Genomic DNA, 19,849 nt, shown 5'->3' on the forward strand with positions numbered 1-19,849 from the left:
GCTTCTAACGTAAAAGCATGTCGGTCGGGGCTGCTGTTCGTGGCGTGGAGCGTGCGCGCGTGTTGCGTGGCGTGGACCTCGACGTACCCAGCGGTCAGCTCACCGCGGTCGTGGGCAGATCGGGCGCGGGCAAGACGACCTTGCTCAATTGCGTCGGCGGGCTGGACCGGCCCGACCGCGGGACCGTCCACATCGGAGCCGACCGGATCACCGGCCTCGGCGACGCCGCGCTGACGAAGATGCGCCGTGACCGGATCGGATTCGTGTTCCCCACCTGCAGCCTGTTCCCGAAGTTGTCGGTCGAGCAGAACATCCGGATCGGCCAAGAACTCGGCGGCACCCCGCCCGAGAAACCATGGTTCGACACGGTGGTCAACTCACTGGGGATCTCCCTGCTCCTGAACTCCCGCCCAGCCGTACTGACAGCGGAGCAACGACAGCGCGTGGCGTGCGCGCGAGCCTTCGTGAACCACCCGGACATCGTCCTCGCCGACGAACCGACCTCGGAGTTGAATCGAACCGAATCCGCTGCGCTGTTGGGATTCCTGCGCATGTGGGTCCGCAAACTCGGCCAGTCAGTGCTGCTGGCGACCAAGGACCCTTATGTGGCCGCGCACGCGGACCATGTGTTCGTACTCGCCGATGGCCGGATTGCCGGCGAGGTGCACAGGCCAACGGTCGAGTCGGTGCAGGCGGCCCTGCGATGAACGTGCACCCCGTCCACGCGGGCAAAAACATGGGAGCGGGTGCAGTGCTGTCCTGCATCCTGGCCATCGCAACACTGATCCTGATGACCATCGGCCGCGTAAGCGCCTGGGCCCTGGTACCCATGATCGTGCTGACCGAGTGCGTGGTGTACAAGGCTTTCGCCTCGACAGTACGCCACCGGCGTCGGGACGTGGCGCTGTTGCGATGCTTTGGTGCGAGCAGAGCGCAAGTGTTCAACGGGATACTGGCCGAAGCGGCATGGCTCGGCGTGATCGGAGCTGTGGCGGGTTTGGGCGGAGTCTTGTTCCTGCTGAACATCCTTCGCTTCGAGACGTCGGTCGCGGCGTTGTTCATCGGAGCGATCGGCGCAGTACTGGCCGCAGTGGTCCCCGCGATCAGAGCAAGCAAGATCCCACCAAGCGGACCATCCACAGTGGCCTAAGCAACGGGACGATATAGATCCTGGACATGACAGCCCAAGCACGCGACGGTGAGAGCGCTCTCGCAAGCTGAGGAACGAAGGCGGCCGAAATACCTCCCGAGGAAATCGCCCACCCATAGCTCGCCTTCCCGGACCTCCTGGTGGAGGGAAGGCCCGGGGCACTAGGTGGCTGGACGGATCGGGTAGCCCGGTCAGCGAAATCCACGTTCCGGCATGCCGTGTCCACCTTTGCGACACAGTGAAACGCACTTTCCTGCACCCTGAGTTCGACGCGCCGGGACCTAAGGTGCCCTTGATGTGGGTCTTGGGCGGGCATGGTCCGATAGTGGCGCCCCAGTGGCCGCTGCCTCTGGTCAGGCGGATTCTCGGCGGACTAGCTGTACCGGCAGGATTTCCCGTTTCCGGACCGAGCCGCCGTCAATCAATACCGTCAGGTTCGCGATCATCTTGCGCACCTGGTCCCCAAGGTCCTGACGGACCGTCGTCAACGGTGGGTCAGCATGGGGCGCGATCATCGAGTTGTCATCGAACCCGACAACGGCCACATCATCCGGAACCCGGCGGTTGGCCTCACGCAAAGCCTGCAGGCAACCCACAGCCATCAGGTCATTGGCCGCGAACACCCCGTCAAGCTTGGGCACGCGATGCAGTAGCAGGTTCATCGCGTGATAGCCGCCCTCGCGCGTGTAATCACCCGACTCCGTCAAATGCGTGAGCTCCGCGTCTCCGGCATTGGTCGCACGGATCCAACCCGCCAGCCTGTCACGTGAGGAAAGCTCGTCATCCGGACCCGTGACGGACACAACGGTCTTACGTCCCATGTGCAACAGATGCTCGGTTGCTAGGTACCCGCCACCTTCATTGTCACTGTCGACCGTGTAGAGGCCGCGCAATGAACCCCAAGGGCGTCCACCGAACACGCATGGCAAATGCAGCTTGCGCACGGTCGTTGGCAACGGGTCGTCTTGGTGTGGGGCGAACAGCAGGGCCCCATCTACGTGTCCGCCGCGCAGGAAGCGTTCGGCGCGGCCGTGGGAGCCTTCGCCTAGGCCGAGCATCAGTACCAACTGGGTGTCTATAAGGGCGAGTTCGCTTGCGGCCGCCCTTACCAGTGTGCCGAAGTGGGGGTCGTTGAAGACCTTCGCTTGTGGCTCCGACACCACCATTGCTATGGCGCCGGTTCGGCGGGTTACGAGGGTGCGCGCTGCTTGGTTCGGTTGGTAGCCGAGCTGTTGGGCTGCCGCTGTGACGGCTTCGTGGGCTTCTGGGCTTACCCGGGGCGACGAGTTGAGCACGCGTGATGCTGTCGCTCGGGAAACCCCCGCTACGGCGGCGACATCCTCGAGAGTGGGGCGTGCACCAGTGAGCGGTCGACCGGCCACCTGAATTCCTCCCATGTCCGCCTCGTACCAGCCAGCCTAGCCTGGTACGGCGCCGACGCTGTGGAGGCTGTCAGCGCGTCCTGATCTCCTCGGAAGCGCTCCCATCCACCGTCAGTCCGAGGCGGAGCATGCCCTGTTCCTGCCTGGTTGACACCGGGATCCCCGCACGCAGCGCCGCCCGCTCGAACCCCGACTCGCCAGGCAGGCACCATGCGACCAGTTCACGGTGTCCTTCCGCGCGTGCGGTACCTGCCAACCGGCGCAGCAACGCGGTGCCGATTCCCTTCCGCTGCCAGGAATCCTCGATCAACAACGACACCTCGGCCTCTTCCAGGCGCGTGGTACGGATCAGCTGGCCGATCCCGATGACCTCGTGTCCGCACACCGCCAACAACGTACGACCGCGCGGCGGCGTCAGCAGGCGGTGCACCAACCGCCGTGGCAACACCCGTACGCCGGAGTGATACCGCGCGAACAACGTCCGTGCCGAGCACCGCGCGTGCAGCGAGGACACGGCATCCAGGTCATCGATGCTGCCGCTACGCAGCACAACCCCGGCACCGTCCGACGTAATGACGGCGGAGGGCGGGTCCGGTGGCGTTGTGAGCATCGCGGCGAATACAGCGGCACGTGCCAGTTCGACGTCGGTGAACGGCGCCCAACCGCGTCGTGCGGCGACGGTCAGGTCGTCGCCCAGCGAGATGATCGCGCGGTGGCCACCGTCCAGCACCTCGCCGGGCGTGCCCATCTCGAAGGCAACGGAGTCTGCGGCGAGCAGCACTCGCAGCGCCTCAGGCGCGGCGCACGGGTCTTCCAAGGCAAGAGTCGCCGCACGAAGCGCCGCAGTCGGTGGGTCGACGAGGTCACGGACGTCCGCTGCCGTGATGCCGAGGCATTTGCCGCCTTCCGCTCGGATCTCCCTGACCAGTTCGGCCGGTGGGACGTCCGGCGCTGCTTTGATGACCAGCTCGTCCACCACTCCCGATGGCACCGGCAGGATCGAGAGCGCGAGGACGTTGCAGTCTCGGGCGGCCAGCCGGGTGGTGATCCGAGCGAGCACACCCGGTGCGTCGTCGAGTTCGACGCGCAGCCGCCATGTGTGGGTTTCGGTCATGCCCACAGGCTTGCCGCGTGGTGTTGCCGGGGTGTTTCCACGAGGTGAGAGTGGTGTGAGAGCTGTACCTGAGCCGAAACGGCATTCGCGGCGCCCGATGGGCTGCCCTTTCGGGCCGTCAGAACTCGCCAGCCACCCCCTAACGTGACGGAGGCTCAACTTTCGCGCGCTAGGGGTGGTCATGGCCGTCCGGTACACGCTGCCCGATACACCGATCGCGGCGGCGTCGGCCGATATTGGGCACGTTGCGGTGGATCTCGCGTTGACCCTCAGCGGGCACGTCATGGTCACGTCCACGTCGAGCGACGACGTCCGGCCGGTGCTCAACCGGATCAGCGAAAGCGTCTTCATCAGCGGTCTCGGCACCGAGGCGCCCAGCGTGACCTGTCCGGCGAAACATCGGTTCACGCAGGTGGAGAGCACTTTCGAGCAGCCGGCGACGATGGTTTTCAGCGGCGTCAGCGTGATCGACTTCGGTCAGGACGGCGTCGACGTGATCGGTGACGTCGAGTACAAGCTGGCGGTCACGGTCACACCACACAACCGCGAGCTGGAGCCTCAGAAAGACGCGGACCAGTGGTTTTCCCGCAATGGCGGCACGCTGGCGTCCATCGGCGCGATCGTGCTGATCGGCCAGGGTGTCGGCTAAGGCGTTTCCCAGACCCGTCGGGGGCCCTTACGCATGGCCGTGGTCGGTTCCGGCAGCATCGGCACGCTGACGTTCATCACGAAAGCCGCCCGCGCGGGCATCCCCAGGCTCGTCCACAAGGAGCCGGGTCCGGTGTTGGCGATTTTGAGGTACACCGGCTGCTTGGTGACCGCGAGCGTCGAGGACATGCATTCCTCGGGCAGTGTGCCGGTGAACATCGCGGTCCGCAGTGCCCGGTCGAGTAACCGATGCTCCTCGTGGATTTTCTCGGCCCTGGCCGTGACCAGGTAGGAGAGCTCGCAGCGGCGGATCGGTTCGCCTTGAGGTGGCGCCCCCGTGTCGTCCTGTAAGCCGAACAGGAACAGGTCGATGGTGTTCGACGGCCGCTCGGTCTGCCACGTCGGTTTCGGCGGATCCAGCCGGACGACCGTGCCCTCCGGCATCTGCCTGCCGAACAGCTTGCACAGCGCGTCGTCCACTTCTGTGATCACACCGTCGAGTGTCCAGTTCGGGACAGTCCCGCCCAAGGGGTGAGCGCCCGCCTGAAAGGGTGCTCCGGGTTGCCCGAAGAGGCGACGGCCGCGGATACGAAAAAGCCCCGCCGGAGCGGGGCTTTTTCCGTGAATCGGTGACTCAGATCAGGCCTTCACGAAGGGCGTACGCCACCGCGTGCGACCGGTTGCGCAGCTGGAAGCGGTTCGTCACGTCGTGCAGGATGCTCTTGACCGTGCGCTGCGAGTAGCACAGCTGGTCGGCGATTTCCTTTGTGGACAGTCCATTGGCGACCAGCTTGAGCACCTCGGTCTCCCGGTTGGTGATACCGGCCAGGTGCAGGCCACGCGGCTCGAGAACGTGCCGCTGCAGCCGGGAAACCCGGTTGAGCAGGCGGCCAAGCAGGTCCGGCGGCAACGCGCCTTCACCGGCGGCCGCGGCCTTCACCAGGCGCACCAACACATCCGGTGTGGTCTCGGAGCGCCGCGCGACCGCGCAGACACCGCCTTCGACGGCCGTGAGGATCTCGGTGTCCTCCAGTTCACCCGCGATCAGCACGATCCGGGTGAAGCCACGGACCTGCAGCGTGCGCAGCAGCTGGCTGCCGCGCTCGTCGAACCGGTCGGTGACAACCAAAGCGACGGCCTCCGGGGTGGCGGAGTCCTCGTCGACCAGCCAGATCTCCGGACGGGTCCGCAGGGCCATGTGCACGCCGTTCTGCAGAATCGGGTCGGTGGCGCGGACGACAACAGGAGTGCGGCGCTGCTCGTGCATTTCTTCTCTCTCCCCGCTGAAGTGACGGACGTCCCCAATTCGTCCGGCACATCTTGAACTTTCGGCTGCACACACCTTGCCCGAAGGGGCGTCCCGGCCACATGGGACTGATGTCCCGTTGTTGCCCGAGCGGGCATCGCCGCGCCGGGCGTCTGCCCCTAGCCGCAACTCCTAGGCGGGCAAGGAAAAGCGCAACCGAGACCAGCTCGTTACGCAATTCGCGTAACGAGTCCACTCGGGACAGTGCAACGGGAATGCCGGGAAAACCGCCGACAAGAAACCGGCGATGCGGGAGTCGGATGCGTGGGTAATTAACCGAGACCGGCGTTGCGCGCACGGACAATCGCCTGCGCCCGATCGGCCACGTGCAACTTGGTGAAGATGCTCGACACGTGGTTGCGCACGGTCTTCGGGCTCAGCGACAAGTCGCGGGCGATGGTCGCGTTGCTGTGCCCCTCGGCGATCAACGCGAGCACTTCCCGTTCCCTACTGGTGAGTTCGGGAAAGACCGGGTCGCTTGAGGGCGGCGGGGTGTTGAAGTATCCGAGTACCCGGGTGGCGATGTCCGGCCCGAAGATCGCCTCACCGCGCCCGACGCCATGCACCGCGCGCACGATCTGGTCCTGCCCGGCGCCTTTGAGCAGATACCCGCGGGCGCCCGCGCGCATCGCGGCGAACACTGACTCGCTGTCGTCGAACATCGTCAGCACGAGCACGCCCGTGCCCGGCAGCTCGGTAACGATCTGGCGGGTCGCCTCGATCCCGCTGATGTCCGGCAGGTGCAGGTCCATCACGACCACGTCGGGCCGCAGTGCCTTGGCCGCGCTGACGGAGTCCAGTCCGGTGGCCGCCTCGCCGACCACCTCGGTCCCCGGTACGTCGGCGAGCACAGTGCACAGCCCGAACCGGAACAGCGGGTGATCGTCAACCACCATGACCCGGAGCGGATCCATCCCCTTACCCGCCTTCCTTTGGCAGCGGCAACATCGCGCGCACCTTGGTGCCCCCGCCGCTGCCCGCTGACACGACACAGTCGCCGCCCAGCTCGGTCGCCCGTTCGCGCATTGACCATAGCCCGACGCCGCTCTCTGGCTGCTCGGGCAGGCCAATTCCATCGTCGACGACCTCAATGTGCAGGTCGTCCTCCACCCATAAGCGGACCGCGCAGGATCGGGCCGCCGCGTGACGGGTCACGTTCGTCAGCGCTTCGGACACGATCCGGTACGCGGCGACGTCAACCGTCGCCGGCAGCCTCGGCATACTTATCGGTACGTCCAACTTAATCGTCACGCCTCGTTCGTCGGCTCTAGTAGATATCGCTTTCGCATAAGCCCTGATCGCGCCGACCAAGCCGATCCGGTCGAGCTCAGGCGGCCGCAGACCGTGGGCCAGCCTGCGGATCTCGTTGATCGCGCCGTCCAGCTCCTCCTGCAGCGTGCCGAGCAGTTCACCTTGCGTCGAGCCGGACCCGATCGCCTTGCGGCACGCGTGCAGCCCGAGCGAGATCGCCGCGAGCGTCGGACCGACGCCGTCGTGAAGATCATGCAGCAGCCGCCTGCGTTCCTCCTCGCGGGCCTGGACCACGTTGTCCCGGCTGCGGCGCAAGTCCCGGGTCAACCGGGCCGTGTAGACCGCCGCACCAGCGTGCCGTGCGACTTCGGCCAGGACAAGCCTGTCCCGGCGTCCTAGGACTTCGCGGGACGTTCTAGGCGCTACCGCCAATTGGCCTACCGGCTCGCCTTGGTACGAAAGGGGTAACCGGAACAGCTCCCCGGTCGGTTCGCCGAACGTCGCCACGTGCTCGTTGGGCGAGCCGCCCGACCCGAGGATCTCGATCGCCACATAGGGAAGCCGCAGCGCGCTGCCGATCGTCTCGACCAACGCGGGCAACGTCTCATTGGGCGTCCTGGTTTCCTCCAACCGTGCGGCAAGCGCGGAAACCACGCGGTACGGGTCGTGGCTGTCGCCGAAGAGCCGCTTGTTGATCAACGCTTGCAACCGGGACCGCAAGGGCTGCACCAGAACCGCGACACACGCCGCGGCGGCGGCCTGTTGCCACAGCTCGTCCAGCGGTGGGAAAAGCAAGGACAGCAACGAAACCAGGCCGATGTACAGGCCGACCGTGCCTGCCGACAAGGCGCCGTAGACCAGCGAGCGGCTGACCACGACCTCGATGTTCAGCGCGCGGTAGCGCAGAATCGCCGCCGCCACGCCGATCGGGACAGGCAGGAACGCGAGCGTGTGCAACTCGCTTGGCAGCAGCGTCTGGCCGATGATCGCCTCAGGCAACGCGAAGAACGCCGAGTACAGCAACGCTCCGCCGCCGAGTGACCAGACGACCCAGCGCATCCTGAGGCGGTCAAGTTCGTCCTGAGCCGATCGATACCGCAGGACCAACGCGACCAGGATGATCAGCGGGAAGCTGTAGAGCACCGGCAGGACAGGCGAACCGAGCAGGCTGAACTGGCCGAGCGGGTCGTCGATGAACTGCCACGCGTACAGCGCCATCAGGCCGTAGAGCAGCAATGCGCCGACATAGCCCGCCGTCACTTGTTTACGAAAGACGCTCTTGTTGTAAACAGCGGGAAAAGCGATCGCCATATGCAGGGTTGCCGCCCACAGCACCATGAAGCTGAACTCGCCCGTGTACCACCGCCAGAACTGGCCGCCTGCGACCAGATCGAGCGCTTCCAGTTGGAAATGCGTCGATCCGCTCGAGGTGATGAAGCTCAGTGCGGAGGTCAGCAGCGCGGCCTGGGCGGCCGGATCCGTCGGCCGTGCGGTGAAAATGCCCGCGGCCACGATCAGGATCAGCGCGAGGACAAGCAGTGTCGGCCAGTTCTTGCCGACCGCCTCCATCAGCGGGAACAGCTTCAGCGTCTTCTCGACCTGCACGCGCTGCCCGTCGCGGAGCAGTTCGTATTGCACGACATCGCCGACTTTTGCCTCTGAGCCACCGATTCCGTCGCGGATCGCGTCCCGCGTGGATGTCCCGTTGATCGAGACAACCTCGTCACCGGCGCGAAACAGCCCATCATCCGTGGTTTTCTGAATGACCACGGCACGGGACGGCACCGCCTGATCACCAATGTTGATCACGGTGCCGTCGGATGGGCTGGTGGCCCTGCTCAGCACACACCAGCCAGAGGCGGCTAGTAGCGCGAACGCCAGCACCAGGCACGCGGCAGGCACACGCCACGCGCCCGCCAAGTCGGACACAGCCAGATCATTCCGTATGGCTGCCCCGCAGCCCTAATGTCTACCCCTTTGGGTCAGTGGGCTGCTCTGCTTCGGCCGGTTGGTCGGCCGGTTCGTCGTACTCCGGTTCGAGTACTCGGACTACTGGAATGCCCATCGGGGGAGTCTCCGGCTCCTCGCCGCGTTTGGCGATCTTGGGCACCAGCATCAGCACGATCGCGGCGACCGACAGCACGCAGCCAAGGATGAGCAGCCAGGTACCGATGCCGGGGCTGACGGTGACGCCGTACCCGCTGAGGATCGACTGCGAGTCAAAGATCCGAAAGACCAGCAGCGGCTGGACGACCGACCCGATCAGCAGACCGGTCCCGCCCGTTCCGATCAGCCGGGCGGCAAGCACGGGTCCAGTCGCCGGGTGCAGCCGCCGTGAGAACAGCCCAAGCAAGCCCGAGATGACCAGCACCACCACGCTGACCACGACGGCGACCCCGACTTGCGGGAACATGTCGGCGCCGTTGCTGCCGTCGCTGCCCGTCAGTCCCCACAGGGTGAGGTTCAGCTCGGTGGTCTCCGATGGCGTGACCCGGATCCGGTCTTCCTGGGTCAGCGGAAGGAAACTGCCGAAGACCGCCAGCGCGCCCGCGAGGATCCACAGGCCGGAGCCCATCACACGCAGTCGGGCAACGGGCCATTGGAGCGCTTGTGTCACGTCTCATCTCCGTCGAGCTTGCGGGAGATCGAACCCGGTGGTGGCGGGTCGATCGCGGTGGTGCGCTCCGGTTCGTCCAGAGGGCTTTCGGGCTGTACGGGAACACCGTATTTGGGTGTCGCGGGCTCGACCCTCGGCGGTGGCGGTGGCGGTGGCGGTGGCTGCGGCGGCCGCATTGGATACGCGTGCGGCGGTGGTGGTGGCATGAAGCGTGGCGGAGGCTGGATCATCGGGCGTGCGCGTTCGGCTAGTGCCACGCCCAGCCCGATGAGAGCGACCACGGCGGCACCAGCGAACAGCCACAAACCAAGCTGTGGCTCCGGTTCACCGGCCGCGCTCGGCAACGTGACTATCCACGTCAGCGCCGATGCCGTGTACATGCCGGTACCGAAGGTCCCGGCGATCGCCGGGGCCCAGCGCCGCTGCGTCAGCAGCACGAGCAGGAACGCGAGCAGGAGGAACGCGGCGGCTACGACGATCTCGATGCCGTAGTACGCCATCTGGCCCTCGACTTCGCGGCCGTTCTGGATCCCGCCCTGGGTCCAGAACCCGGTACGGAAGCCCGAGCCCTGGCCGAAGTCCTGGACCAGGATGTCGCTGAAGGTCGCGCCCACCCCGAGCCCGGCGGCGACCAGCCAGAGCAAACCCGCGGTCAGGCGGGACGCCGGCCGCTTGACCGGCGGCTGGGCGGTATAGGTCATGCGTCCGATCCTGCCACCGGTCGCCAAGATCAGAACGTTTTTCATCTCGCGGCGTCATAGTCGGAGCACGCGACTGTCTTCATAGGTGTTGGTCGGCTCGAGCGAGGGCCGGGCCGACCAACTCCAGGCGTGTGCACTTTACATGCAATCTTGCACGCATGTATTTTCGCGGCATGACGTGGCTCGACGAGGACGTGACGGCTTTCCGTGAGCTAGCCCGCTCCTTCTGCGAGAAGGAACTCGCCCCACACCAGGAGCGATGGGCCCACGAGAAGCAGGTCGACCGCGAGCTGTGGAACAAGGCAGGCGACGTAGGACTGCTCTGCCTGAGCATCCCCGAACAGTTCGGTGGCGGTGGCGGCACCTTCGCCCACGAAGCAGTGTTGTTGCAGGAACAAGCCCGCGCCGGTGACGACGCATGGGGCGTAGCCGTCCACAATGGAATCGTCGCCCACTACATCAACGCATACGGGACGACCGAGCAGAAGCAGCGATGGCTGCCAAAGATGGCCTCGGGAGAACTGGTCGCGGCGATCGCGATGACCGAGCCAGGCACCGGATCGGACCTGCAAGGAATCAAAACCAAGGCGATCCGAACCGGCGACAACTACGTGATCGACGGCGCGAAAACCTTCATAACCAACGGAGCCCAAGCCGGGCTGATCATCGTCGCGGCAAAGACGAACCCGGAAGAAAAAGCGGCAGGCGTCTCCCTGGTAGTGGTGGAAACCGAAGGCACCGAAGGCTTCCGACGCGGCCGAGTCCTCGACAAGGTCGGCATGAAAGGCCAGGACACCGCGGAGTTGTTCTTCGACAACGTGACCGTGCCTGCCGAGAACCTGCTAGGTGGCGTGGAAGGCCAAGGCTTCATCCAACTGATGCAGCAGTTGCCGCAAGAACGCCTGGTCATCGCGGTGAGCGCGGTAGCGGCAATGGACCTCGCGGTCCAACTGACGATCCAGTACACCAAAGAGCGCACGGCATTCGGCCGCCCATTGTTCGGCTTCCAGAACACCAAGTTCGTCCTGGCCGAAGCGGCGACAGAGGTGGCGGTGAGTCAGGCATTCCTTGATCAGTGCATCACCCGGCACCTGAAGGGCGAACTGGACGTAACCGGTGCCGCGATGGTGAAGATGTGGACAACTGAGCGGCTCGGCAAAGTCGCCGACAACTGCCTACAGCTGTTCGGCGGCTACGGCTACATGAACGAATATCCGATCGCGAAGGCATGGACATCCGCCCGTGTGCAGCGAATCTTCGGCGGCACAACAGAAATCATGAAAGAAATCATCGCCCGCACCCTGTAAAACCCGCGCCCCAGTCCACACACAGGTCAAAGGCATGCCCACCTTCTGTTGTGCTGACCGATGTTTGGTTGATGGTGCGTGTGGGGTTGGGCGGTGTACCTGCCTTCTGTTGTGCTGACCGATGTTTGGTTGATGGTGCGTGTGGGGTTGGGCGGCTTACCCGCCTTCCGCTGTGCCCACCAACGTTTAGCCACTGTGCGTGAGCGGTTGGGCGGTTTACCTCACGTTGATCGAGGGGATGAAGGGTTGGGCCTGGAATGTGTGGCGTGCACCCGGTAGCACAATGACGTATCGCCGTGAGCGAAGCGAACAGGCGGGAAGTCAGCGACGGGTGCCCGCGCGTGTCTGCCGCTCCGGCATGGCGTGTTGAACGCGCGAGCGGCGCACGGCGGCGAGCAAGCAGGCTGGTGGCGAGTCGAGCAGTTTGACTCGCCGTGCCGGTGGGGCGGACACGCGGAAGATCACCCCAACCAACCCGGCTGGACCTTGAAGCCAGCAACGGGGCCGGGCCTGTCGGACACACCAGGCCGTAAAAGTCGGGGCTTCCACTGCACGGTGTCTCGCATTGCACCGCCCTGGCGCGTGTCCACCGTTCCGTCACGGTGTGTCAAACTGCTCGACTCGCTTCCAGCGCGGTTGCTTCTCCCCATGCGCCGCTCGCGTGTTCAACACACCATGACGGAGCCGGTGGACACGCGAGCACGCGCGTGCACACGCGAGGACGCGCGTTTCCGCGCGAACGCGAGCTCGTGCGCACGCGAGTGGGCGCTAGGCCAGGGGGATGAAGTCGTTGGGGACTTGTTTGGGTGGTCTTGGGGTCACTGTCCGGCGTGTCGCTGGACGGCTTGCCGCTTTTGGTCCAATAAATTGAACTATGCGTAGTTGCGCGTATCCGATGTGTTACCAAAACTCTCGATGGGGATATCCCCTATCGGGTGATTACGGGGTGTGCCCGACTGCACCGATCAGCGTGGCACCCGTAGAGTGATGAGGCATCAGTCCTGTGGTCGAGTGGTCGCTCGCGCAGGGCTGGAGGGGTGCGATACGGACGGAGAGCTTGGCCGGTGAACGTCAAGAAGATAGTCATGCTTGCAGTGGTCGCACTGCTGCTGTTCTACCTGATCACGCAACCGACTGGGTCAGCGAACGCGGTTCAGACGGTTCTCGGCTGGCTGCGTGATGGCGCCGAAGCGATCATCACGTTCGTCCAGGGTGTTTTCGCGTAATGACGCTGAGTCACAGTTAGCGCCGAAGAGCGGATCCATATTGGACCGAGTGGGTGGAATATCGGGAAAAAGTCCAGGTGGCGAGATTGATGATGAGCAGACTCTGGATTCTTGGGTCCCATCCACCCTACGGTCTTCCGCAACGAGTGATCATCGCCCCCACAGGAGGCACGCATGGTCGACGACCACGGGGTCGACGCTTTGGTTCGGCAGTGGACGGCTGAGCGTTCGCAAGACGCGGAAGCGGAGGAGATCAATCGGATTGCCTCGACGTGGCTCGCCGAGGGACCGGTAACCGTTTCCCAACCGGGGATCCCTGGTCAGCGTTCCAAGGGTGGAACGAAGTCATGGGTGGGCGTGCAGTCGGCCGACCCGCGCTACATCGAGGCGATGAGCAAGCGCCTGCCCGGTGTGCCGCAGGACCTGATCGCGTCCGCGGCCGGTTACTGGCAGATGGTTGGCGGACTGGCCGAGGCCGAGCAGTGGTGGGACGCCGGCATCAGCCCGCTTGACCAGCGTGCGCTGGACTATCGTGCGGCCGGCCTGGTGCCGTCCGATCTGAGCCGTCGGCTCGGACCGCTCACAGTGCTCGAGCACCTGCGTCGCGGCAGCGCGGCGGCGTGGTGTGTTGCGCGGCTGCAGCGGCAGCAGCGCAATGGCGTCGCCTGATCAGGGGACGTAACGAGGCTTGGCCCTCGTCGTTGACAACCCGTGGTGGTTGATCGTCGTCGAGGGCTGCTCGTGCGGCTTGCCTTGGTCACGCTGGCCGTCCTGCTCGCAGGCGGCAGCGTGTGGCTGTTGACGGCCACATCAGCGCCCCAAGCCGGGCCCGTCACCACCGAGATTCCCGCATTGCAGGTTCAGCCTGCGCCGGTGCGACCCGGCGAGGTCGCACCCGAACCTGTGGCGGAAACCATCCCGCAGGCCACGAGTGGCGTCGATCCGTTGATTGCCTGGGCGAACCAGGTGTCGGCGGCAACCGGCGTTCCGGCTCGGGCGTTGCGGTCATACGGAAACGCCGAGCTCGTTCTCCGATCAACGACGCCTGGCTGCAAGCTGTCGTGGGCGACGCTCGCCGGTATCGGCCGGATCGAGTCCAACCACGGGCAGTTCGGCGGCGCCCAACTCGGAGCTGACGGTCGGCCGAGCAAGCCGATCATCGGCGTGCCGCTTGACGGTTCCGTTGGCGTGCAACACATCTCCGACACCGACGGCGGCCGTTACGACGGTGACGCGACGCTGGACCGTGCCGTGGGGCCGATGCAGTTCATCCCGTCCACGTGGGCGAGGTGGGCTTCGGACGGCAATGGCGACGGTCGCGGTGACCCGCAGCAGATCGACGATGCCGCACTGGCGGCCGCGCGGTATCTGTGCGTCGGCGGCCGTGACATGGGTTCGCCATCTGGTTGGTGGGCCGGGGTGCTGTCGTACAACAACTCTGTGCCGTACGGCCAAAAGGTGTTCGGGCTCGCGGATGGGTACGCGAAACAAAGCCAGCGCCGGTGACGACGGTCACTCAGGGTGGGGATGTTAGCGTCGAGCTGTGCGCGGAGACCGGGTAGTGGTGCGCAGGCTGGCGATTGTGGCCGTCTGTGTGGTCAGTCTGGTCGGTGCGTGCCTGTTGGCGTGGTGGCAGTGGAACCGGTACGAGTCGGCGAGCGGTTCGTGGCAAAACCTTGGCTACGTTCTGCAATGGCCGCTGTTCGGGCTGTTCCCGGCGTTCATGGTGTGGCGGATCAAGCGGCTGAAGCAGCGGGAGGTCGAGGAGCGGGCCGGGGCGGGACCCGCCGAACCTCCAGTGCCTGCGCCTCGCCCAGCACGCCAAAACCCGGTCCAGGCTGAGCCGGATGACGAGCTCGCCGCGTACAACAGCTACCTGGCCGAGTTGAACGCGAAGGAATCCCATGACCGCCCCTGAACCCGCCGTCACCAACGAGGAGAGCCCGGCCCGTGACGCCGCCGCCCCTGGTCTGAAGGGTGCGCTGGCCCGGTACCGGGTACTCGCCTACATCGTCGGTGTCGGCCTGCTCGCACTGGTCGGCGCGATGATCATGAACTACGGGTTCGACCAGCCGCAGTACAGCCGGATCGTCGGCCCGGTGCACGGCTTCCTGTACGTGATCTACCTGGTCTTGACGGTCGACCTCGGCCTCAAGGCCCGCTGGCCGATCGTCAAGACCGGGCTGATCCTGCTCGCCGGGATGATCCCGTTCGTGTCCTTCGTCGCCGAGCGCCGCGTAACGAAAGAGCTCAGCGAAGGCTGATCGGCGGAACAGTCGAGCCTTGCAGCGTCAGCGCGTCGATGGTCTTCGGGCGGTACTTCGATGAAGGCAGCCTGGAGACCATCTCGTTCTCTTGCGAGGTCCCGAAGAAGAACGCCCACTCGTGCTCGTCGGAGCCGAAGTACACCGGTGCCGAGAAGACCTCCTCGAACCGGCGCCAGCACTTGATCAGCGTGCCGTTGCGCCAGAGCGTCGGGCAGCCGCCTTGGTACGCGACCACGCCGCCGGGCGCGAGCAGCCGTTTGCACATCGACAGGAATTCGGCGCCGTAGAGCCGGTTCTGCTGCGCGTCGTGGTCGTCCTGCTCGTCAGGCAGGTCCACGACCACGATGTCGTACTTCTCCTCGGTGGTACGGATGAACTCGTACCCGTCGGCGTACAACACCCGGATGGGACCGTCGCCCTTCTCAGCGGCCTCAAGCTCATCGAGCGTGTAGCCGTACGGAAGGTGCTCAGCGCACAGCTTGACGGCCTGCGTGTCGATGTCGACGTGGTCAACCACCGTGGCGCCCGCCTCAACGGCCATCTGGCTCGCGACGCCCTCACTGGAACCGACAATGAGCACACGGTCGACCTGCGCGGCAAGCAGGAACGCGGGCACCATCAGCGCCTCGTGGTAGACGAGCTGGCTGAAGTCCGTGCTCTGCCGTTCGTTGTCGCAGAACAACGAAACGCCCTGCGCGGTCTTGCCGATCACCAGGTGCTGAAACTCCGTCTTGGTGTCGACGAGCACCTCGTCGACCTGCCAGACACGGGTCAGCCCGGCACCGACCGGCTCCTCGATCCTCACCGGTACTCCTGTCCTCTGTGGACGACACTGATCCTTGACACGCCCGGGTCGAGCATGTCCCGCAACAAGTTCACCGCGAGCTCAGGGTCGGCGACCCGGCCGCAGGTGAAAACATCGATGAACACCGCACCCCGTTCCGGGTACGAGTGGATGGACGCGTGCGACTCCGACAGCAGCGCGAGCACGGTCACACCCTGCGGCTCGAACTGCTTGAACGACATGTCGCAGACGGTCGCTCCCGCCTTGTCCAGCGCGCGTTCCAGGCTCTCGCACAGGAACTGGGCGTCGTTGAGCAGTTCCCCTGAGACGCCCTCGAACTCCGCGAGCACGTGCCGACCAGCGAACTCGCCAACCTCGTCCACAGCCGCGGCGGAAACTGGTGCGCCGCCGATGAAGTACGTCCGAAGCGGCGGGAACCCGTTGAAAGCCACCGAAGAGTAACTCTGGGTGTACGCCCCAGTACTCATGATGTCGACGTAGTCACCGGCGCGAAGGGATAACGGCAGGTCGTACGGAGTCCGTTGGTAGAGCACGTCATCGCCGTCGCACGAAGGCCCAGCGATGACGACCGGCCCAGCGGGCTCGTGGTCCTGGGCGGTCTGCAGGCGGTACGCGATCGCCTCGTTCTCGGTCTCGGCCATCCCGCCGTAACGCCCGATGTCCAGGTACACCCAGCGCTTTTCGTCGGTGTCGGACTTGCGCGACACCAGCACGACCTCGCTGCGGATCATCCCGGACTCGGCGACCAGCACCCGGCCCGGCTCGATGGCGAGCTCCACGGCGTGCTCGAAGTGCAGGGCGATCGCCGCACGGATCGTGTTGGCATAGTCCGACAGAGGCGGCGGGTCGACGAGGTAGCGGCCAGGGAAGCCGCCGCCGATGTTCAAGCCCCGCAGGGTGATTCCCTGCGCCGCGACGGTCCGCGTCACGTGGCCAGCGGCGGCGATCCAGGGCTCCCACGCCCGCGGATCCAGGTGCTGCGAGCCGACGTGGAACGCCACGCCTTCCGGGTCAAGCCCGAGCGCGGCGGCCCGGACGAGCAGCCGTGCGGCCATGTCGGGCGCGCACCCGAACTTGTGGCCGAACGGCGTCTGGGAACCCGTGCTGTCCACGAGGATCCGGCACCACACGGTCGCACCAGGCGCGAAGGTGGCGATGGTCTCAAGGTCGGCTTCGCTGTCGAAGGTGAACCGGCGAACGCCGACCCGGTGGGCGTACGCGATGTCGCGGGCTTTCTTGATGGGGTTGCCATAGGAGATCAGCTCCGGCAGCGCACCCTGGGCGAGGCACAGCTCGATCTCCTCGCGGCCGGCCACGTCGAACCCGCAGCCCTCGGCGGCGAGCAGCCGGATGATCTCGGGGGCCGGGTTCGCCTTGACGGCGTAGTACATCCTCGCTTCCGGGAGCGTTTCCCTCAGCCTGGTATGGCTTTCGGCCACCATGTCGAGGTCGATCACGAGACACGGGGTAGGTGGCCTGCGGTCGTCCAGGAACGCTCTGATGCGCTCCGGCGCCTGCGGGAGGGCGTCGATCACAGCCGGGAAGCATAAGTCCAGCCGTGCCCCGCGACGAAATCCGCTTATGCGATCGAGACGGTGTGCCTGATCACTGTGCTTGATTGCCTCGCTCCGCTCGGCGGAGTTGATCGCCCGAGCCGGGCAGTCACATTCCGACCCCCTGCGGGGGCCGCCCACCCCCAAACCGCGGGTTCACCCCGCCCCACGCAACCGACATCTTCGTTGTGAGCTGGCCGAATGCCTGGTTAGGGCGATGTCGGGCGTGTTGCGAGGCGTAAATGACCGGCGCGACCAACTCGGCCTCTCAGCCCATCCCGAGGCCTGATCGGGACGGCTTTGGTCGGCACGGCCGAACCGGGCTCAAGATCCAGCTCCACCCGGGCAAGCAGCCTCGTCAGCAGCACCGTGAGCTCGCTGATGGCCAGCGTCGAGCCGACGCATCGATGCGGTCCGCCGCCGAACGGCAGGAACTCGTGCGGCCCAGGTTTGCGATATGCGGGATGCGCCGGATCCCAGCGTTCCGGCATGAACCGCTCCGGCTCCGGCCAGATCTCGGCCAGCCGATGAGTCACGTACGGGCTGTAGAACACTTTCCGGCCCGCCCGGATCCGTTTGCCCGCGTAGGTGAAGTCCTCGACCGGGACACGGACGCTCACGGCTGTCGGCGGCCGTAGGCGCAGCGTCTCCTGTACGACGCCGTGCACGCGGACCAGTTTGTGCAGGTCCTCGCCTGTGGCAGGTCGGTCGCCGAGCACCCGCGTGACTTCCGCACGCGCCAGGTCCCATTCGCGCGCATTGTCCGTCAACAGGTGAACGATCCACGTCATCGCACTGCTGACGGCCGAGAAACCCGCCGCGATCAACCCGAGTGCCTGGTCGCGGATCTCGATATCGGACAGCACGGCGCCGTCGTCGTCACGTGCGGTCGTCATCTTCGCCAGCACGCCGCTGTCCGCCGAACCAGCGCGCACCCGGGCGATCTCGGCCATGATCTGCTCGTCGACAGCCTGCTTTCCGGCCTGCGCGCGCCGCCATGCCGGGGTCCGCAGGATCCGGTGCGCGCCGATGAACAGCGGCTGCTCCTCGACCAGGCTGATCGCCGCTTCGAGCTGGTCGCCGAAGTGGTCGGCCTGCTCGCCGATCCGGTCGCCGAACAGCGACCGAACGCTCATCCGGCGCAGCCCGCGCTGGAATTCCTGGTCGAAATCGATCCGTTGGCCGTCTTGCCAGCTGTCGATCAGCGCGTCCGCGTCCTTGGCCAGCGCGGCGAGGTAGCCGTTGACGTGACGATGGTGGAACGCGGGCTGCACGAGGCCGCGGCGGCGTTTGTGCTCGGCGCCGTCGCTGACGATCATGGACGTCTCGCCGACCGCGGGTTTGAGGAACGAGAAAGCCTTGCTCCAGCTGAACAGCTGCGGGTTGGCGAACACGAACTTGTTCGCGTCCGGTCCCATCAGGTAGGTGTACGGGCCGATCGAGAACACCGGTCCGTACTGCCGGTAGTTCGTGAGCATGCCGTCGAACCCGTGGCGCAGGAACCGGGTCACGGCCGCCAGCTGATTCACCATGTGCCGAAGATTATGCCTCGGCTGCGGCGCTGGCCCGCCCTTTGGGGACGTCGTTAGGCCACGGACGTGTACCGGCCCTGAAACCGAAGCAGCGGTTGGGTTTCCGCGAGATGAGCGATATCCAACGGCTCGCCGATCACCCCGACGTGATCGCCGACCGAAAGTCGTTGCACGGTCCGGCACCGCAACCGAACCGGAGCGTCCAGCAGATGCGGCACACCGTCCACATCGGACTCCCAGTGTGTGCTCGCGGCGAACCGGTCGGCGTTGGTCCGCGCGAACAGGTCCGCGAGGTCCGTGTGATCGGCGTGCAACAGGTGCACGGCGAAACTGTCCGCGTTCGTCAAGCCTTCGAAGGCTGAAGCGCTTGTCCCGACCCAGAATCCGACCAGCGGCGGATGCATCGACACCGAGCCGAACGAGCTGACCGTCAACCCGACCGGGCCTGGCGCGGTGACGATCGTGACCGCCGCCGGATGGTGCCGCAGGGCGTGCCGGAGCTCCTCACTCATTGGGTGCCCTTCAGCAGCGCGGCAACGGCTTCCTCAAGACCGGTCGCGAACACCGACTCATTGAGGAACAAACCCGGTCCAGGAACGCTCAAACCGATCTCGACGAGGACCGGTTTGAGGTGCACTTCGACGGCCAGCGCGTGCCGGTCGCTGGCGGCCACCAGCAACGGAACCGCCGTTTTCCCGCGCAGCGATCCGGCGCCGAACCGGTCGAGGAAGGCCTTCAACAGACCCGTGTACGTGGCCTTGTACGTCGGCGACGCCACGACCAGCACGTCGACGTTGCGCACGTCCTCGATCGCCCGTTCCACCCGGACACTGGTGTAGTCGAACAGCTCGTTGGCGAACTCGCCGAGGTCGATCACCGGGCCTTGCGTGCCGCCCAGCGCGTCCCGGATCGCCAACGCCGCCTGCAGCGTGCGCGAGCCTGGCTTCGGGTTGCCGACCAATACACCTACGACCGTCATGCTATGAGCAT

The 19,849-nt window shown here is 65.7% G+C and carries 22 protein-coding genes and 1 pseudogene; 9 read left to right on the plus strand and 14 right to left on the minus strand.

Annotation, left to right across the window (positions count from 1 at the left end):
* Positions 1 to 17: 17 nt before the first annotated feature.
* Both LWC34_RS00180 and LWC34_RS00185 read left to right on the plus strand, forming a co-directional pair.
* A complete protein-coding gene (locus LWC34_RS00180) occupies positions 18 to 707 on the plus strand; it encodes an ABC transporter ATP-binding protein (protein ID WP_233722348.1) in 690 nt (229 codons plus the stop codon).
* Complete coding sequence (locus LWC34_RS00185; protein WP_233722349.1) at positions 704 to 1,150, plus strand: FtsX-like permease family protein; 447 nt, start codon at positions 704 to 706, stop codon at positions 1,148 to 1,150. Before LWC34_RS00180 ends, LWC34_RS00185 begins: the two co-directional genes overlap by 4 nt.
* A gap of 353 nt (positions 1,151 to 1,503) precedes the next feature.
* On the opposite strand, the gene LWC34_RS00190 is transcribed toward LWC34_RS00185, so the two are convergent.
* Together LWC34_RS00190 and LWC34_RS00195 are read right to left on the minus strand one after the other, a co-directional pair.
* Complete coding sequence (locus LWC34_RS00190) at positions 1,504 to 2,547, minus strand: LacI family DNA-binding transcriptional regulator (protein WP_233722350.1); 1,044 nt, start codon at positions 2,545 to 2,547, stop codon at positions 1,504 to 1,506.
* 55 nt (positions 2,548 to 2,602) lie between these two features.
* Positions 2,603 to 3,646, minus strand: a complete 1,044-nt coding sequence (locus LWC34_RS00195; RefSeq protein ID WP_233722351.1) for a GNAT family N-acetyltransferase — start codon at positions 3,644 to 3,646, stop codon at positions 2,603 to 2,605.
* A 181-nt stretch (positions 3,647 to 3,827) separates the two neighbouring features.
* Between LWC34_RS00195 and LWC34_RS00200 the strand changes: the two genes are divergently transcribed.
* Positions 3,828 to 4,295, plus strand: a complete 468-nt coding sequence (locus LWC34_RS00200) for a hypothetical protein (protein ID WP_233722352.1) — start codon at positions 3,828 to 3,830, stop codon at positions 4,293 to 4,295.
* Here the strand turns inward: LWC34_RS00200 and LWC34_RS00205 are convergent.
* The 6 genes from LWC34_RS00205 to LWC34_RS00230 all read right to left on the minus strand — a co-directional run bounded on the left by LWC34_RS00205 (position 4,292) and on the right by LWC34_RS00230 (position 10,169).
* Entirely contained in the window at positions 4,292 to 4,786 is a 495-nt protein-coding gene (locus LWC34_RS00205; RefSeq protein ID WP_233722353.1) for a Pvc16 family protein, read from the minus strand. The two genes, LWC34_RS00200 and LWC34_RS00205, sit on opposite strands and share 4 nt — an antisense overlap.
* 142 nt (positions 4,787 to 4,928) lie before the next feature.
* Positions 4,929 to 5,561 carry a response regulator transcription factor gene (locus LWC34_RS00210; protein WP_173124161.1) on the minus strand — a complete coding sequence of 211 codons (633 nt, stop codon included), beginning with the start codon at positions 5,559 to 5,561 and terminating at the stop codon, positions 4,929 to 4,931.
* A 311-nt stretch (positions 5,562 to 5,872) separates the two neighbouring features.
* Complete coding sequence (locus LWC34_RS00215; protein WP_033381520.1) at positions 5,873 to 6,514, minus strand: response regulator; 642 nt, start codon at positions 6,512 to 6,514, stop codon at positions 5,873 to 5,875.
* 4 nt (positions 6,515 to 6,518) lie between these two features.
* Complete coding sequence (locus tag LWC34_RS00220; protein ID WP_233722354.1) at positions 6,519 to 8,780, minus strand: histidine kinase; 2,262 nt, start codon at positions 8,778 to 8,780, stop codon at positions 6,519 to 6,521.
* Positions 8,781 to 8,820: 40 nt separating this feature from the next.
* A complete protein-coding gene (locus tag LWC34_RS00225) occupies positions 8,821 to 9,468 on the minus strand; it encodes a hypothetical protein (protein ID WP_233722355.1) in 648 nt (215 codons plus the stop codon).
* Positions 9,465 to 10,169 carry a hypothetical protein gene (locus LWC34_RS00230; protein ID WP_233722356.1) on the minus strand — a complete coding sequence of 235 codons (705 nt, stop codon included), beginning with the start codon at positions 10,167 to 10,169 and terminating at the stop codon, positions 9,465 to 9,467. Before LWC34_RS00230 ends, LWC34_RS00225 begins: the two co-directional genes overlap by 4 nt.
* Positions 10,170 to 10,342: 173 nt before the next feature.
* Between LWC34_RS00230 and LWC34_RS00235 the strand changes: the two genes are divergently transcribed.
* The 6 genes from LWC34_RS00235 (at position 10,343) to LWC34_RS00260 (ending at position 14,966) form a co-directional block, all read left to right on the plus strand.
* Positions 10,343 to 11,476 (plus strand): acyl-CoA dehydrogenase family protein, encoded by a 1,134-nt coding sequence (locus tag LWC34_RS00235; RefSeq protein ID WP_233722357.1) that lies wholly within the window; start codon positions 10,343 to 10,345, stop codon positions 11,474 to 11,476.
* 1,085 nt (positions 11,477 to 12,561) lie between these two features.
* On the plus strand, positions 12,562 to 12,702 hold the full coding sequence (locus LWC34_RS00240) for a hypothetical protein (protein ID WP_233722358.1): 141 nt from the start codon (positions 12,562 to 12,564) through the stop codon (positions 12,700 to 12,702).
* Positions 12,703 to 12,876: 174 nt separating this feature from the next.
* A complete protein-coding gene (locus LWC34_RS00245) occupies positions 12,877 to 13,371 on the plus strand; it encodes a hypothetical protein (RefSeq protein WP_037254747.1) in 495 nt (164 codons plus the stop codon).
* Between the two features lie 42 nt (positions 13,372 to 13,413).
* Positions 13,414 to 14,208 carry a lytic transglycosylase domain-containing protein gene (locus tag LWC34_RS00250; RefSeq protein WP_233722359.1) on the plus strand — a complete coding sequence of 265 codons (795 nt, stop codon included), beginning with the start codon at positions 13,414 to 13,416 and terminating at the stop codon, positions 14,206 to 14,208.
* A gap of 37 nt (positions 14,209 to 14,245) precedes the next feature.
* Entirely contained in the window at positions 14,246 to 14,620 is a 375-nt protein-coding gene (locus tag LWC34_RS00255; protein WP_233722360.1) for a hypothetical protein, read from the plus strand.
* Positions 14,607 to 14,966 (plus strand): DUF3817 domain-containing protein, encoded by a 360-nt coding sequence (locus tag LWC34_RS00260; RefSeq protein ID WP_233722361.1) that lies wholly within the window; start codon positions 14,607 to 14,609, stop codon positions 14,964 to 14,966. The genes LWC34_RS00255 and LWC34_RS00260 overlap by 14 nt, the downstream gene beginning before the upstream one ends.
* Here LWC34_RS00260 and LWC34_RS00265 read toward each other — a convergent pair.
* The 6 genes and pseudogenes from LWC34_RS00265 to LWC34_RS00290 form a co-directional block, all read right to left on the minus strand.
* Complete coding sequence (locus LWC34_RS00265) at positions 14,953 to 15,774, minus strand: spermidine synthase (protein ID WP_233722362.1); 822 nt, start codon at positions 15,772 to 15,774, stop codon at positions 14,953 to 14,955. The genes LWC34_RS00260 and LWC34_RS00265 overlap by 14 nt on opposite strands.
* Positions 15,771 to 16,136 (minus strand): adenosylmethionine decarboxylase, encoded by a 366-nt coding sequence (gene speD / locus LWC34_RS00270; RefSeq protein WP_233726331.1) that lies wholly within the window; start codon positions 16,134 to 16,136, stop codon positions 15,771 to 15,773. Before speD ends, LWC34_RS00265 begins: the two co-directional genes overlap by 4 nt.
* Positions 16,137 to 16,160: 24 nt before the next feature.
* Positions 16,161 to 17,330: pseudogene (locus LWC34_RS00275) on the minus strand (type III PLP-dependent enzyme); the annotation flags it as partial.
* A gap of 206 nt (positions 17,331 to 17,536) precedes the next feature.
* On the minus strand, positions 17,537 to 18,859 hold the full coding sequence (locus LWC34_RS00280; protein ID WP_233722363.1) for a cytochrome P450: 1,323 nt from the start codon (positions 18,857 to 18,859) through the stop codon (positions 17,537 to 17,539).
* Between the two features lie 53 nt (positions 18,860 to 18,912).
* The gene (locus LWC34_RS00285) at positions 18,913 to 19,371 is read right to left on the minus strand and encodes a flavin reductase family protein (RefSeq protein WP_233722364.1); all 459 of its coding nucleotides are present in this window, start codon (positions 19,369 to 19,371) and stop codon (positions 18,913 to 18,915) included.
* Positions 19,368 to 19,838, minus strand: coding sequence for an NADPH-dependent FMN reductase (locus tag LWC34_RS00290; RefSeq protein WP_233722365.1), 471 nt, complete (start codon positions 19,836 to 19,838; stop codon positions 19,368 to 19,370). Before LWC34_RS00290 ends, LWC34_RS00285 begins: the two co-directional genes overlap by 4 nt.
* Positions 19,839 to 19,849: the final 11 nt, after the last annotated feature.

Origin of the sequence: Kibdelosporangium philippinense, assembly GCF_021390435.2 — a bacterium.
GTDB lineage: Bacteria > Actinomycetota > Actinomycetes > Mycobacteriales > Pseudonocardiaceae > Kibdelosporangium > Kibdelosporangium philippinense.

What these genes read in the sequence shown, in the direction of transcription:
- LWC34_RS00215 (WP_033381520.1), bottom strand. Translation starts at nt 6,514, where the DNA reads ATGGATCCGCTCCGGGTCATGGTGGTTGACGATCACCCGCTGTTCCGG.
- LWC34_RS00180 (WP_233722348.1), top strand. Translation starts at nt 18, where the DNA reads ATGTCGGTCGGGGCTGCTGTTCGTGGCGTGGAGCGTGCGCGCGTGTTG.
- LWC34_RS00245 (WP_037254747.1), top strand. Translation starts at nt 12,877, where the DNA reads ATGGTCGACGACCACGGGGTCGACGCTTTGGTTCGGCAGTGGACGGCT.
- LWC34_RS00190 (WP_233722350.1), bottom strand. Translation starts at nt 2,547, where the DNA reads ATGGGAGGAATTCAGGTGGCCGGTCGACCGCTCACTGGTGCACGCCCC.
- LWC34_RS00235 (WP_233722357.1), top strand. Translation starts at nt 10,343, where the DNA reads ATGACGTGGCTCGACGAGGACGTGACGGCTTTCCGTGAGCTAGCCCGC.
- LWC34_RS00285 (WP_233722364.1), bottom strand. Translation starts at nt 19,371, where the DNA reads ATGAGTGAGGAGCTCCGGCACGCCCTGCGGCACCATCCGGCGGCGGTC.
- LWC34_RS00290 (WP_233722365.1), bottom strand. Translation starts at nt 19,838, where the DNA reads ATGACGGTCGTAGGTGTATTGGTCGGCAACCCGAAGCCAGGCTCGCGC.
- LWC34_RS00260 (WP_233722361.1), top strand. Translation starts at nt 14,607, where the DNA reads ATGACCGCCCCTGAACCCGCCGTCACCAACGAGGAGAGCCCGGCCCGT.
- LWC34_RS00200 (WP_233722352.1), top strand. Translation starts at nt 3,828, where the DNA reads ATGGCCGTCCGGTACACGCTGCCCGATACACCGATCGCGGCGGCGTCG.
- LWC34_RS00195 (WP_233722351.1), bottom strand. Translation starts at nt 3,646, where the DNA reads ATGACCGAAACCCACACATGGCGGCTGCGCGTCGAACTCGACGACGCA.
- LWC34_RS00210 (WP_173124161.1), bottom strand. Translation starts at nt 5,561, where the DNA reads ATGCACGAGCAGCGCCGCACTCCTGTTGTCGTCCGCGCCACCGACCCG.
- LWC34_RS00185 (WP_233722349.1), top strand. Translation starts at nt 704, where the DNA reads ATGAACGTGCACCCCGTCCACGCGGGCAAAAACATGGGAGCGGGTGCA.
- LWC34_RS00240 (WP_233722358.1), top strand. Translation starts at nt 12,562, where the DNA reads ATGCTTGCAGTGGTCGCACTGCTGCTGTTCTACCTGATCACGCAACCG.
- LWC34_RS00280 (WP_233722363.1), bottom strand. Translation starts at nt 18,859, where the DNA reads ATGGTGAATCAGCTGGCGGCCGTGACCCGGTTCCTGCGCCACGGGTTC.
- LWC34_RS00230 (WP_233722356.1), bottom strand. Translation starts at nt 10,169, where the DNA reads ATGACCTATACCGCCCAGCCGCCGGTCAAGCGGCCGGCGTCCCGCCTG.